This window comes from Streptococcus sanguinis (genome assembly GCF_019929225.1).
Taxonomy (GTDB): domain Bacteria; phylum Bacillota; class Bacilli; order Lactobacillales; family Streptococcaceae; genus Streptococcus; species Streptococcus sanguinis_J.
The window spans coordinates 764,511-777,447 of sequence record NZ_JAHZPA010000001.1 but is presented as its reverse complement, the minus strand read 5'-3'; the positions used below and the strand labels follow the sequence as shown (position 1 = coordinate 777,447).

The 12,937-nt window shown below is 42.5% G+C and carries 13 protein-coding genes and 1 pseudogene; 10 read left to right on the top strand and 4 right to left on the bottom strand.

The window, feature by feature from the left end; translation table 11 throughout:
• The first annotated feature begins 74 nt into the window (after positions 1-74).
• The gene (locus tag K1I80_RS03905) at positions 75-650 is read left to right on the top strand and encodes a TetR/AcrR family transcriptional regulator (protein ID WP_002895666.1); all 576 of its coding nucleotides are present in this window, start codon (positions 75-77) and stop codon (positions 648-650) included.
• A 10-nt stretch (positions 651-660) separates the two neighbouring features.
• Here the strand turns inward: K1I80_RS03905 and K1I80_RS03900 are convergent.
• From K1I80_RS03900 to coaA, 3 genes and pseudogenes are all read right to left on the bottom strand, one after another.
• A pseudogene (locus tag K1I80_RS03900) lies at positions 661-1,291 on the bottom strand (DNA topology modulation protein).
• Positions 1,292-1,348: 57 nt separating this feature from the next.
• Positions 1,349-1,585 carry a 30S ribosomal protein S20 gene (gene rpsT / locus K1I80_RS03890; RefSeq protein ID WP_002895661.1) on the bottom strand — a complete coding sequence of 79 codons (237 nt, stop codon included), beginning with the start codon at positions 1,583-1,585 and terminating at the stop codon, positions 1,349-1,351.
• 70 nt (positions 1,586-1,655) lie between these two features.
• A complete protein-coding gene (coaA, locus tag K1I80_RS03885; RefSeq protein ID WP_002906691.1) occupies positions 1,656-2,576 on the bottom strand; it encodes a type I pantothenate kinase in 921 nt (306 codons plus the stop codon).
• A 94-nt stretch (positions 2,577-2,670) separates the two neighbouring features.
• Between coaA and K1I80_RS03880 the strand changes: the two genes are divergently transcribed.
• The 8 genes from K1I80_RS03880 (at position 2,671) to K1I80_RS03845 (ending at position 10,440) form a co-directional block, all read left to right on the top strand.
• Positions 2,671-3,258 carry a class I SAM-dependent methyltransferase gene (locus tag K1I80_RS03880; protein WP_223312824.1) on the top strand — a complete coding sequence of 196 codons (588 nt, stop codon included), beginning with the start codon at positions 2,671-2,673 and terminating at the stop codon, positions 3,256-3,258.
• A gap of 1 nt (position 3,259) precedes the next feature.
• Positions 3,260-4,537 carry a pyrimidine-nucleoside phosphorylase gene (locus K1I80_RS03875; protein WP_223312825.1) on the top strand — a complete coding sequence of 426 codons (1,278 nt, stop codon included), beginning with the start codon at positions 3,260-3,262 and terminating at the stop codon, positions 4,535-4,537.
• A 17-nt stretch (positions 4,538-4,554) separates the two neighbouring features.
• Positions 4,555-5,217, top strand: coding sequence for a deoxyribose-phosphate aldolase (deoC, locus tag K1I80_RS03870; RefSeq protein ID WP_223312826.1), 663 nt, complete (start codon positions 4,555-4,557; stop codon positions 5,215-5,217).
• Positions 5,204-5,593, top strand: coding sequence for a cytidine deaminase (locus K1I80_RS03865; RefSeq protein ID WP_223312827.1), 390 nt, complete (start codon positions 5,204-5,206; stop codon positions 5,591-5,593). Before deoC ends, K1I80_RS03865 begins: the two co-directional genes overlap by 14 nt.
• A gap of 71 nt (positions 5,594-5,664) precedes the next feature.
• Positions 5,665-6,720 (top strand): BMP family lipoprotein, encoded by a 1,056-nt coding sequence (locus tag K1I80_RS03860; protein WP_002897688.1) that lies wholly within the window; start codon positions 5,665-5,667, stop codon positions 6,718-6,720.
• 139 nt (positions 6,721-6,859) lie between these two features.
• Positions 6,860-8,395, top strand: coding sequence for an ABC transporter ATP-binding protein (locus K1I80_RS03855; RefSeq protein WP_223312828.1), 1,536 nt, complete (start codon positions 6,860-6,862; stop codon positions 8,393-8,395).
• Complete coding sequence (locus K1I80_RS03850; protein ID WP_223312829.1) at positions 8,388-9,482, top strand: ABC transporter permease; 1,095 nt, start codon at positions 8,388-8,390, stop codon at positions 9,480-9,482. Before K1I80_RS03855 ends, K1I80_RS03850 begins: the two co-directional genes overlap by 8 nt.
• Before the next feature lies 1 nt (position 9,483).
• The gene (locus K1I80_RS03845; protein ID WP_223312830.1) at positions 9,484-10,440 is read left to right on the top strand and encodes an ABC transporter permease; all 957 of its coding nucleotides are present in this window, start codon (positions 9,484-9,486) and stop codon (positions 10,438-10,440) included.
• 103 nt (positions 10,441-10,543) lie between these two features.
• On the opposite strand, the gene K1I80_RS03840 is transcribed toward K1I80_RS03845, so the two are convergent.
• Positions 10,544-11,509: a polysaccharide deacetylase family protein gene (locus tag K1I80_RS03840; RefSeq protein ID WP_223311345.1), complete on the bottom strand. Its 966-nt coding sequence runs from the start codon at positions 11,507-11,509 to the stop codon at positions 10,544-10,546.
• A 140-nt stretch (positions 11,510-11,649) separates the two neighbouring features.
• On the opposite strand from K1I80_RS03840, the gene K1I80_RS03835 reads away from it, so the two are divergent.
• Positions 11,650-12,936, top strand: a complete 1,287-nt coding sequence (locus K1I80_RS03835; RefSeq protein WP_223311346.1) for a homoserine dehydrogenase — start codon at positions 11,650-11,652, stop codon at positions 12,934-12,936.
• Position 12,937 lies beyond the last annotated feature (1 nt).

Sequence of the window (12,937 nt, the reverse complement as noted above, 5' to 3'; positions counted from 1 at the left end):
TTTAAAATTATAACATGAAGGATGCTTACTAGAAAGCGGAAACTGTCAGCTGAGACAAGAGGGAAGAAATTGTTATGTCGGAAAAGAAAATATCGGAAAAATCACTCGCGAATTTAAAGAAATACAATCAGGAATCCAATCAAATCACGAGAGAGTCTCTGGAAATTTCTCTCATGCAGCTGTTGGAGAAGAAAGAACTCAAAAAAATCACGATTTCAGAGCTGGTTGAGCGAGCTGGAGTTTCCCGCGCTGCCTTTTACCGCAACTACAGCTCTAAGGAGCAGATTCTTGAAGAAATTTTCAAAAACACTGTTCAAGGTATTACGGATAAATTGGAAGAGTTTAACTTTAAAACTGAGATGTATCAGATTTGGCTTTTTCTTTTTAAGGAAGCCAAGAAAGAAGCTCGAGTTATCAGTCTAGCCATTGACTATAATTTTGAAAAGCTGCTGACTCAGGCCGTATTTGACTTTTTGGAAAAGCGCAATCGCAATGCTAAGAAAACGACTAATTCTTACATGAATTCCTTCTGGAGTTCGGCAGTTGTTTCCGTTCTCTCCAAGTGGATTAAGGACGGCATGAAGGTTCCAGCTGAAAAAATAGCTTCTTTAGGCCTGCCTCTTTTCCCACAGAAAAAGAAAATTAAATAAAACAAGTGAGTCACAACGGCTCGCTTGTTTTTAGGTTCTGTAAGAAGCTGGTCAGTTCTTTTTGATTTCTTAATTCGTAGAATTTCTGAGGAAAGGTTTGTTTGAGTTTCTCATATCTTGCCAGTGCTGTCTGACGTCGTCCTTTCCAGAGAACCCAGCTGATAAATTCCCAGTCAAACTTCTCTGGACAGCCTGGAGCCATGCTTTCTCTGGTCTGGTTGCGGTATTTTAGATAGCGTTTGAAAGCTCGATAGAGGCAGTTCCAGCGAGAGAAGTTGAGATAGATGATTTTGTCGGCTTCTGCCATTCTTCGTTCATAAAAACACCAAGAGTAGTTGCCGTCAATAATCCAGTCGGTATTTTTTGACAAAAAATTGTCCATCTGTTCTCGCATCCAATCATGGTCACTATCCTTCCAGCCAGGTTGATACTCTTCGAAAATCAAATTCAAACCACGTCAGCGTCGCCTTGCCGTACGTCAGTACTGCCTACGGCTAGCTGCCTAGTTTGCTCTTTGATTTTTATTGAGTATAAAATAGCAATCTATCCATGTGAAGTTTGGGAATGGAGTAGTGGTTGGACAGTTGTACTGCTAGAGTGGATTTGCCAGAGCCGGAATAACCAATAATTGCTATTTTCATCCTTTTCTCCTTTGTGTGAGAAACAAAAAAAGCTCCTGAGAGCTCCCTTTGTATGCATTATTTAGCAAGTTTAGCTGAAAGGCGTGCTTTATCGCGGCTTGCTTTGTTTTTGTGGATCAAACCTTTTGTTTCTGCTTTATCGATAGCTGAGCTAGCAGCACGGAAAAGTTCTTCAGATGGGTTTGCTTCAAATGCTTTGATTGCAGTACGCATAGCTGATTTTTGAGCTGAGTTTTTTTCGTTATGTTTCACGTTCAATTCAGCGCGTTTGATAGCTGATTTAATGTTTGCCAAGTTGTTTCACCTCCATTGAAAATACTAACTATCTAATTATATATGAAAAGTTAGGATTTGACAAGCTTTTTTATTTTTTTAAGTAAATTTCATCAATTTCATGATTTCCGGCTTTGTGCAGGATAATTTCTGCCCGATTGCGGGTTGGCTCAATGTAGTCTAGCAGGTTGACAAGGTTAATACTTTTCCAGACATTATGGGCGAAAGCTACCACTTCCTCTTCTGATTGCGTGGTGAAGCGGTGGTAGTAGTTTTTGGGGTCGTTTTCAGCCAGCGTCAGCATTTTTTTAAAGCGATCCAGATACCAGTTTTCAATATTTTCGACTTCTGCATCGACATAGATAGAAAAGTCAAAAAAGTCTGTCATATACAGGCGCTCGTTCTGTGGATTCTGGAAAACGTTAATCCCTTCGACAATAACAAAGTCAGCAGCCTTTACCTCTTGCATTTCTTGAGGAACGATATCGTATGTCTCATGCGAGTAGACGGGGATTTGGAAATCCTGACCGTTTTTTATGCTGTCCAGAAAGGAAAGAAGCAGCTCCATATTATAGCTTTCTGGGAAACCCTTGCGGTTTAAAATGCCGTTAGCTTCTAAAATTTGATTAGGAAACAAGAAGCCGTCTGTGGTAACCAGCTCGACTGTCGCATTTGAAAAAGTCCGAGAAAGCAGAATCTGCAGCAAACGGCTGGTGGTGGATTTCCCAACAGCCACACTGCCAGAAACGCCGATGATAAAGGGCTGTTTTCGGCTTTCCTTTTGTAGAAAAATCCCCTTGGAAAAAGCCAAGTCTTCCTTAGAACGTTTATAAATCTGAATGAGATTGGTCAAGGGTAAATAAATGTCCGTCACGTCTTGCAGGCTAATTTTGTCATTGAAACTCTTGATAGAATTAAGCTCGGCCTGGGTCAGAGGCGGAGTTGTTTTGCGGTGCAGGTTTTGCCATGTATGGCGGCTGATTTTTTCAAAATGAAGAAATTCGTTAGTCATAAGTTACTCCTGTATGATGGACTTTAGTATAACATACTTTTAGGAGAAATGAAAACGATTTACAAATCTAGGAAAATTATGATAAAATGGTTGTATGACTAAAATGTATTTTGCAGAAAATCCTGATGCCAAACATGATATTCATGAATTAAATGTAGAACTGTTAGGACAGCGGCTGACTTTTTTGACAGATGCTGGTGTCTTCAGTAAAAAGATGATTGATTATGGCAGTCGGGTTCTTTTGTCTGTCTTAGACTTTGAAGCTGAAGAACGGGTGCTGGATGTTGGCTGTGGCTATGGCCCATTAGGTTTGACCTTAGCCAAAGCGTATGGAGTGGCTGCGACCATGGTAGATATCAACCAGCGGGCCTTGGACTTGGCTCAGAAGAATGCTGAGAGGAATCAGGTATCTGCTCATATCTTCCAGTCAAATGTTTATGAAAAGGTCAGTGGCGTTTTCGACCATATTATCAGTAATCCGCCTATCCGTGCTGGTAAGCAAGTCGTGCACGAAGTCATCAGCGGAAGCTATGAGCATTTGACAGAAGGCGGTGATTTGACCCTTGTGATTCAGAAGAAGCAAGGAGCGCCCAGTGCCAAGTCGAAGATGGAAGCTGTTTTTGGAAACTGTGAGATTGTTAAGAAAGACAAAGGCTACTATATACTAAGGAGCGAAAAATAGGATGCGTGCTGTAGATATTATCCAAAAGAAAAGAGATGGTCTTGAACTGACCAGTCAGGAAATCCAGTGGCTGATTGAGGGCTATGTGGATGGGACTGTGCCAGACTATCAGATGGCAGCCTTTGCGATGGCTGTCTATTTTAAGGGCATGATGACTCGGGAAATTTCGGATTTAACCATGACCATGGTTGGAACTGGAGAGCAGTTTGACTTGTCAGAAATCGCAGGTATAAAAGTAGACAAACATTCCACCGGAGGAGTGGGTGATAAAGTAACTCTGGTCTTGGTACCTTTGGTGGCTAGCTTTGGTGTGCCTGTTGCTAAAATGAGCGGCCGCGGTCTGGGTCATACTGGTGGAACCATTGATAAATTGGAATCCATTAAAGGATTTCAGGTAGAGCGCAGTCAGGAAGACTTTATCAAGCAGGTGCAGGAAATCGGCTTGTCAGTAATCGGTCAGTCTGATCAGTTGGTGCTAGCGGATAAGTTGCTCTATGCTTTGCGAGATGTAACAGCAACTGTTGATACAATTCCGCTGATAGCGAGCTCTGTTATGAGTAAGAAGATTGCGGCTGGTGCCGATAGTATCCTTCTGGATGTAACGGTCGGTGAAGGCGCCTTTATGAAAAATATTGATGACGCTCGTGTACTAGCACGTACTATGGTAGATTTGGGCAAGGCTGTCGGCAGAAAAACAGTAGCTGTTCTGACAGATATGAGTCAGCCTTTGGGAACCAGCATTGGCAATCGTCTGGAAATCATAGAAGCCTTGGAAATCTTGCAGGGCAAGGGCCGTGAAGACATCACAACTTTCATTTGTGAGTTGGCTCAGATTATGCTCGGACTGGCAGACGTTGAGAAAACGGTGGAAGAAGTAAGAGAACAGCTGACCAACGGTGCTGCTTTGAAGAAATTTGAAGCTATGATTGCTGCTCAAGGAGGTGACTTGGAAGACCTCTATCGTCCATCAAGTGCAGCTCATATTATAGAAGTGAAAGCAGAACAGGCAGGCTATATCACTGAACTGCCTGCAATGGAATTCGGACTCTTTGCCATGAGACTTGGAGCAGGACGCGCGGTCAAATCTGACGACTTGGATTATGAAACTGGAATTGTTTTCGAAAAGAAAGTCGGAGACAAGGTCGAAATTGGAGAAGTTTTCGCAAAAATTTATTCAAATGAAAAAATTTCTCAAGAACTAGTTACAGAATTTCAAAAAAATGTTAAAATAGGTGATGAAAGCGTTGCAGTAAGCGAGATTATCGAGGTTATTGCTTAATTCTAGGAGAAGTCAACATGAAATTAAACAAATACATAGACCATACGCTTTTAAAACCAGAAGCGTCAGAAGAGCAGATTCTGAAGTTAATTGAAGAAGCAAAAGTTTATGATTTTGCCAGTATCTGTGTCAATCCAACCTGGATAGAGTTTGCTGCGGAGCAGCTAAAAGGCTCAGATGTCAAGGTTTGTGTGCCAATTGGTTTTCCTTTAGGAGCCAACACTTCCGATGTGAAAGCTTTTGAAACCAAGGACGCCATCCAAAAGGGTGCGGGCGAAGTGGATATGGTCATCAATGTCGGCGCTCTGAAGTCTAAAAATTATGATTTGGTAGAGCGAGACATCCGTGCGGTTGTAGAAGCTGCTAACGGTACCTTGGTCAAGGTGATTCTGGAAACTTGCCTGCTGACAGATGAGGAAAAGGTTAAGGCCTGCCAACTGGCTCAGAAAGCTGGAGCTGATTTTGTTAAGACTTCTACGGGATTTTCAACTGGTGGTGCAACAGTCGAAGATGTTGCCCTTATAAGAAAAACAGTTGGTCCTGATATGGGGGTCAAGGCTTCTGGCGGTGCTCGTTCTTATGAAGATGCGCTGGCCTTTATTGAAGCAGGTGCGACTCGGATCGGAACTTCAGCCGGTGTGGCGATTATGAAGGGAGAAGAAGCTAGTGGCGACTACTGAGTTGATTGACTTGGCTGTCCAAGCAAGCAAAAATGCTTATGTTCCCTATTCTCATTTCCCGATTGGAGCGGTTTTAGTCGCTAAAGACGGACGGGTTTTTACCGGCGTTAATGTTGAAAATGCCAGTTTTGGCTTGACTAACTGCGGAGAGCGGACAGCTATATTTAAGGCAGTTTCAGAAGGAACTTTAGACTTCGAGGAGCTGATTGTTTATGGTGAGACGGAAAAACCTATTTCCCCCTGTGGTGCCTGCCGCCAAGTAATGGCAGAATTTTTTGCTGAGGATCTAAAAGTGACCTTGGTCGCTAAAGATAAATCGACGGTCGTGATGACGGTCAAGGAATTACTTCCATATTCTTTTACAGATTTAACATAAGTCTGTTATTGGTCATCTGACCAAACTCAAACTTGCAACTGTGTTGCACATCTTATTTAGGAGGTTCAGAAATGAACAAAAAACAATGGCTAGGTCTTGGTCTAGTAACTGTCGCAGCATTCGGACTTGCTGCATGTGGAAACCGTGCTTCTCGCTCAGATTCTTCAAACGCGAAAACTGATTTGAAGGCTGCTATCGTAACTGATACTGGCGGTGTTGATGATAAGTCATTTAACCAGTCTGCATGGGAAGGTTTGCAAGCTTGGGGTAAAGAAAACGGTCTTTCTAAAGATAACGGTTTTACTTACTATCAGTCTAATGATGAGTCTCAATATGCGAATAACCTGAACCAAGCTGCTACGGATGGTTATAATTTAGTATATGGTATCGGATTTGCCCTTCGTGATGCGGTTGAATCTGCTGCCCAAGATAACACAGACATCAATTATGTTATTGTCGATGATGTTATCGAAGGAAAAGAGAATGTTGCTTCAGCTATTTTTGCTGACAATGAAGCTGCTTACCTTGCTGGTGTTGCTGCTGCAAAAACTACTAAGACAAAACAAGTTGGTTTCATAGGTGGTATAGAAGGCGCTGTTATCACACGTTTTGAAAAAGGTTTCGAAGCTGGCGTGAAATCAGTTGACCCGTCGATCAAGATTCAAGTAGACTATGCTGGCTCATTTGGTGATGCTGCTAAAGGTAAAACAATTGCTGCTGCTCAATATGCTGCAGGTGCAGACGTGGTTTACCAAGTTGCTGGTGGAACTGGTGCTGGAGTATTTAACGAAGCTAAGTCAATCAACGAAACAAGAAATGAAGATGAAAAAGTTTGGGTACTCGGTGTTGACCGTGATCAAACTGAAGAAGGTAAATACAAGTCTAAAGATGGTAAAGAATCTAACTTTGTTTTGGCATCAAGCTTGAAACAAGTTGGTAAGACTGTCCAAGACATTGCTAACCAAACTGCTAAAGGTAAATTCCCAGGCGGTAAAACTACAACCTTCGGTCTGAAAGACGGTGGAGTTGACTTGACAACTACAAACCTGTCAGAAGATGCGAAAAAAGCCGTTGAAGAAGCGAAAGCAAAAATCCTTGACGGCAGCATCACTGTTCCTGACAAATAAAACAATTTAAGAGCGATCCGACCGTGTAGGGTCGCTTCTTTTTGAAATTGAGACGCCTTTGTGTCAATAGAATTTATTAGCACTGGCTGTGCTAGTAAATTTTATTGAAATAAAATGAAATTCTGGAAAGGAAAGAGCCATGACACATGAAAATGTCATTGAAATGCGAGAAATTACCAAGATTTTTGGTGAATTTGTTGCCAATGATAAAATCAATTTGGAACTCAGAAAAGGTGAAATTCACGCTCTTTTGGGAGAAAATGGTGCCGGCAAGTCAACCTTGATGAATATGCTGGCTGGCCTGCTTGAGCCGACCAGCGGTGAGATTGTAGTGAATGGAAAGTCAGTTAAACTGGACTCTCCATCAAAGGCGGCCTCACTTGGTATCGGGATGGTGCACCAGCACTTTATGCTTGTTGAAGCATTTACTGTCGCTGAAAATATCATCCTTGGAAGTGAAATCACAAAAAATGGTGTGTTGGACTTGAAAGGTGCCACTAAAGAAATTAAGGAACTTTCTGAGAAATACGGCTTGGCAGTTGATCCATCTGCTAAGATTGAAGATATTTCTGTCGGTGCCCAGCAGCGGGTTGAGATTCTGAAAACTCTTTATCGTGGGGCGGACATTCTCATCTTTGACGAGCCGACAGCCGTTCTGACGCCAGCTGAGATCGATGAATTGATGAAAATCATGAAGAATCTGGTCAAAGAAGGAAAGTCTATCATTCTTATCACTCACAAGTTGGATGAGATTCGGGCAGTTTCTGACCGAGTAACGGTTATTCGTCGCGGAAAATCCATTGAAACAGTTGAAATCGCTGGTGCAACTAACCAAGATTTGGCCGAAATGATGGTGGGACGTGCTGTTTCCTTCAAGACTGCGAAAGAGCCTGCTAATCCTCAAGAAACTGTCTTATCAATTAAAGATCTTGTTGTTGAAGAAAACCGTGGTGTTCCGGCTGTTAAGGGCCTTTCTCTTGATGTCCGTGCTGGTGAGATTGTTGGTATTGCTGGGATTGACGGCAATGGTCAAACTGAGCTGATTCAGGCTATTACAGGTCTTAGAAAGGCTAGCTCTGGCGAGATTACAATTAAGAACCAGTCTATTATTGGTAAGCAGCCGCGGCAGATAACTGAAATGAAAGTCAGCCATGTTCCTGAAGACCGTCACCGTGATGGTTTGGTCCTGGCAATGTCCATTTCTGAAAATATTGCTCTGCAGACTTACTATAAAGAACCGCTCAGTAAAAATGGAATCCTGAACTACGGTAACATTTATTCTTACGCACGCAAGTTGATGGATGAATTTGATGTTCGGGCGGCTAGTGAATATGTACCTGCTTCAGCTCTTTCAGGAGGAAACCAACAGAAAGCTATCATTGCTCGGGAAGTGGACCGTGATCCAGACCTTCTGATTGTCAGTCAGCCAACTCGCGGACTTGACGTGGGAGCTATTGAATACATTCATAAACGCTTGATTGAAGCGCGGACTCAAGGCAAGGCTGTCCTCGTTGTTAGCTTTGAGCTAGACGAAATCCTCAATGTTTCTGATAGAATCGCCGTTATCCACGATGGTAAGATTCAGGGAATTGTAACTCCAGAGGAAACTAATAAGCAAGAGCTTGGTATTCTCATGGCCGGTGGTAAGATTCAGAAGGGAGCTTCAAATGTCTAAAAAAACACAACAGATTGCAGTTCCTTTAATCTCAGTTCTTCTAGGGATTTTATTGGGAGCGGTTGTCATGGCCATCTTTGGTTATGATGCTATCTGGGGGTATGAATCCCTCTTTAAAACAGCTTTTGGTTCTTTGAGAAGTTTGGGTGAGATTTCTCGTGCGATGGGACCTCTGATTCTCATTGGTTTGGGCTTTGCTGTAGCTAGCCGTGCTGGATTCTTTAATGTTGGGCTTCCAGGACAGGCTTTGGCCGGCTGGATTATGGCTGGCTGGTTTGCACTTTCCTTCCCAAATTTACCTCGTCCACTGATGTTATTGGCGACTGTAGTCATTGCAGCAGTAGCTGGTGGTATTATCGGATCTATTCCAGGAATTCTGCGTGCTTATCTGGGAACGAGTGAAGTCATCGTAACCATTATGATGAACTATATTGTTCTTTTTGTTGGAAATGCCCTTATTCATAGTTTCCCAGAATCTGTGATGCAGAGTGTTGACTCTAGTAAGCGTGTCAGTGCAAATGCGATTTATCAAACAGAGTGGTTGAGAAGTCTTACATCTAACTCTCGTATGAATATCGGTATCTTCTTTGCCTTGATTGCAGTAGTGGTTATTTGGTATTTGCTTAAGAAAACAACACTTGGTTTTGAAATTCGTGCTGTAGGGCTTAATCCAAATGCATCTGAATATGCAGGGATGTCATCTAAGCGTACTATTATCGTATCTATGATTATTTCAGGTGCTCTTGCAGGACTTGGAGGAGTAGTAGAAGGACTTGGAACTTATCAGAATGTCTTTGTTCAAGGAAGTTCCTTGAGTGTTGGTTTCAATGGTATGGCGGTAAGTCTCTTGGCAGCCAATTCTCCAATTGGAATCCTCTTTGCAGCCTTCCTCTTTGCGGTTCTGAGTGTTGGTGCTCCAGGTATGAACGTGGCTCAGATTCCAACAGAACTTGTAAACATCGTAACAGCTTCTATTATCTTCTTTGTCAGCGCCCACTATCTGATTGAGCGTATGACAGGTATGACTATCTTTGATTTCCTTAAAAATCGTCGCCAAGAAGCTAAAAAAGTGAAGGAGGGAAACTAGGATGAATATTGTAACGGTATTAAGTTTATTAGTATCATCTATGCTGATTTATGCGGCTCCCTTGATTTTCACAAGTATTGGCGGGGCTTACTCTGAACACGCTGGTGTGGTTAATGTCGGCTTGGAAGGAATCATGGTTATGGGGGCTTTTACAGGCGTTCTCTTTAACCTGACTTTCGAGAAGAGTTTTGGTAGTGCGACTCCGTGGCTTTCATTGATTGCTGCTGGTTTGGTCGGAGTTGTCTTCTCTCTTATCCATGCTGTTGCGACCATTACCTTCCGTGCGGACCACGTTGTGAGTGGTACAGTGCTGAACTTGCTGGCGCCAGCCTTGGCAATTTTCCTTGTTAAAGCTATTTATAACAAGGGACAAACAGATAACATTCAGCGTTCATTCGGGAAGTTTAATTTCCCTGTTCTGTCTGATATTCCAGTCTTGGGAGACATTTTCTTCAAGCATACAAGCTTGGTTGGTTACCTTGCTATTGCTTTCTCTTTCCTTGCTTGGTTTATCATGTTTAAGACCAAATTCGGACTGCGTCTTCGCTCAGTCGGAGAGCATCCGCAGGCGGCAGATACCTTGGGAATCAATGTTTATCTCATGCGTTATTGCGGTGTCATGATCTCTGGTCTGCTCGGTGGTATTGGTGGAGCTATTTATGCTCAGTCAATCTCGGTTAACTTTGCTGTGACAACTATCGTAGGTCCAGGATTTATCGCCTTGGCAGCTATGATTTTTGGTAAATGGAGTCCTATCGGAGCTATGCTGGCGAGTCTCTTCTTTGGAGCTTCCCAAAGTTTGGCGGTTATCGGGAACCAGTTGCCATTGCTTTCAAGTGTTCCAACGGTTTATCTACAGATTGCGCCATATGTATTGACGATTGTAGTCCTTGCGGCATTCTTTGGTAAAGCTGTTGCTCCGAAAGCGGATGGTATCAACTATATCAAGTCTAAATAAACCTTTACACCAGTTCTTTGGAGCTGGTGTTTTTGGTGTTTGAAAGAAGCTATAATCATAGGAATAGAAAAAGCCTGCTTCAGGTGAAGCAGGCTTTTTAAGATTAGTTTGTTGCGATTTCATTTAGCAGGTCTTCTGCAGTGGTGGTTGGATTAACGCGTACTCGGTTAAGTGTGAGCAAGCCATTAGATAAGGAAGCTAGTCCGTTATTGGTTGTCAGTCCCATTTTATAACCAAGGCTTTCAGCAATCTGCAAGGTTGCATCACTGTATCGTCCAGATGGATAGGCAACGGTTGTTGTGGTTTGAGACAGTTCTTTGTCCAAGTAAGACTTGGAGTCTTTTAACTCAATTTTTTGTTGGTCTTCTGCAGTCGCTGAGAGGTCAGGATGGTTGACGGTGTGATCTTCAAAAGACATGCCTTTGTCCTTCATTTCCTTTATCTCATCTAGCGTCAGCATATCTTCACGACCCGCTTGAACAAATCCAGTAATGACATTATTGGTTGCTTTCATGTCATATTTCTGGAGAAGTGGAAAGGCATTAGTATAGAAATCCCTTAAACTATCATCGAAGGTCAGCCAGACGACTTTTTTGTTTTCTGGTAGGACATTTTCCGTCAGTACCTTGTATGCTTCTGCTGGTGTTAGTGGATAGTAGCCTGCGTCTTTCAAGGCTTTCAGATGACTTTCAAATGTGGCTGGGTCCACAATCAAACCGGCGTTAGCTGCTTCTGATGGATCCATGATGTGAATAGCATGATACATCAAGATAGGTACTTGAACTGGTTGGTCTTGCTTAACCCATTTGATCTTGTCTTTGCTACTGTCATCCGAAGTCGTCTTTTTTTCCCGAGTCGGTGCTGACGAAGTTTTAGATGAAGTATTGACTTGGTTCGTTGACACGTTATTAGCTTCTTTTTGGTTGTGCGAGTTCTGTAGCTTGGCTAGTAAAGAAAAGCCACCTACAATCAGGACAAGAAAAAGTAATAAACTTGTTAAAGAAAGCAAAATAGCTCTTTTCCTAGCTTTGCGTTGCTGCATGCGATTTCCTCTATGTTTTCCTGTCATAATATCTCCTTTTTTAAAAAAATTACAATTCCTTGCGGAAATTTACATCTATTATAACAAATAAAGAAGTAGTTTTGTAGGCATTTTTATATAATTTTGTTATAATATTTTTTATACAAGAAATTTTCAAGGAGTGCTTCATGTCTATTAAAATAGCTTTACTTGGTTTTGGAACAGTGGCCAGCGGTGTGCCTTTTTTGCTGAAAGAAAACGGAGAAAAAATCGTTCAAGCAGCTCATTCAGAGATAGAGGTTGCTAAAGTCTTGGTAAAAGATGATGCTGAAAAAGAGCATCATTTAGCAGCTGGAAATAACTTTAACTTTGTCACAAATGTTGAAGAAATTCTGAAGGATCCTGAGATTACTATCGTTGTAGAATTGATGGGACGAATCGAGCCAGCGAAAACGTTTATCACTCGTGCACTTGAAGCTGGCAAACATGTGGTAACGGCCAATAAGGACTTGCTGGCTGTTCACGGAGCAGAGTTGCTGGAAATTGCTCAAAAGCAAAATGTAGCTCTCTATTATGAAGCAGCTGTTGCCGGTGGAATTCCAATCCTCCGTACCTTGGTTAATTCATTGGCTTCTGACAAAATCACTCGTATCTTGGGTGTGGTTAATGGGACCTCTAACTTTATGATGACCAAGATGGTGGAAGAGGGTTGGTCTTATGAAGACGCTCTTGCTGAAGCACAACGCCTTGGCTTTGCTGAAAGCGACCCAACCAATGACGTAGATGGCATTGATGCGGCTTACAAGATGGTGATTCTTACCCAGTTCGCCTTTGGTATGAATGTTAAATTTGAAGATGTGGGCCATCAGGGAATTCGAAATATCACACCAGAGGATGTGGCTGTTGCTCAAGATCTGGGCTATGTAGTCAAGCTGGTAGGTTCTATCGAAGAAACAGCATCGGGGATTGCAGCAGAAGTAGCTCCAACTTTTCTGCCAAAAGCGCATCCGCTGGCTAGTGTTAATGGGGTGATGAACGCCGTCTTTGTCGAATCCATCGGTATCGGAGAGTCTATGTACTACGGACCGGGAGCTGGTCAAAAACCAACTGCAACTAGTGTTGTGGCAGATATTGTCCGCATCAGTCGCCGTTTGAATGATGGAACAGTTGGCAAGGCCTTTAATGAATTCAGCCGTGAGCTTGTGCTAGCTAAGCCAGAAGATGTGAAGAGCAGCTATTACTTCTCTATCTTGGCACCTGACTCTAAAGGTCAAGTTCTGCATTTGGCAGAGATTTTCAATGCTGAGGATATTTCCTTTAAGCAGATTCTGCAGGAAGGTACAGATGGTGAGAAGGCTCGCGTGGTGATTATTACCCATGCTGTCAGCAAGACACAGCTGGAAAATGTCACTACTAAGCTCAAAGAAGTTGCTGAGTTTGACTTGCTCAATACCTTCAAAGTATTAGGAGATTAAG

Excerpts from the sequence above, each read along its gene's own strand:
- K1I80_RS03850 (WP_223312829.1), top strand. The coding sequence starts at position 8,388 with ATGTCTAAAAAAACACAACAGATTGCAGTTCCTTTAATCTCAGTTCTT.
- K1I80_RS03840 (WP_223311345.1), bottom strand. The coding sequence starts at position 11,509 with ATGACAGGAAAACATAGAGGAAATCGCATGCAGCAACGCAAAGCTAGG.
- deoC (WP_223312826.1), top strand. The coding sequence starts at position 4,555 with ATGAAATTAAACAAATACATAGACCATACGCTTTTAAAACCAGAAGCG.
- K1I80_RS03835 (WP_223311346.1), top strand. The coding sequence starts at position 11,650 with ATGTCTATTAAAATAGCTTTACTTGGTTTTGGAACAGTGGCCAGCGGT.
- K1I80_RS03855 (WP_223312828.1), top strand. The coding sequence starts at position 6,860 with ATGACACATGAAAATGTCATTGAAATGCGAGAAATTACCAAGATTTTT.
- K1I80_RS03860 (WP_002897688.1), top strand. The coding sequence starts at position 5,665 with ATGAACAAAAAACAATGGCTAGGTCTTGGTCTAGTAACTGTCGCAGCA.
- K1I80_RS03880 (WP_223312824.1), top strand. The coding sequence starts at position 2,671 with ATGACTAAAATGTATTTTGCAGAAAATCCTGATGCCAAACATGATATT.
- coaA (WP_002906691.1), bottom strand. The coding sequence starts at position 2,576 with ATGACTAACGAATTTCTTCATTTTGAAAAAATCAGCCGCCATACATGG.
- K1I80_RS03845 (WP_223312830.1), top strand. The coding sequence starts at position 9,484 with ATGAATATTGTAACGGTATTAAGTTTATTAGTATCATCTATGCTGATT.
- K1I80_RS03875 (WP_223312825.1), top strand. The coding sequence starts at position 3,260 with ATGCGTGCTGTAGATATTATCCAAAAGAAAAGAGATGGTCTTGAACTG.
- K1I80_RS03905 (WP_002895666.1), top strand. The coding sequence starts at position 75 with ATGTCGGAAAAGAAAATATCGGAAAAATCACTCGCGAATTTAAAGAAA.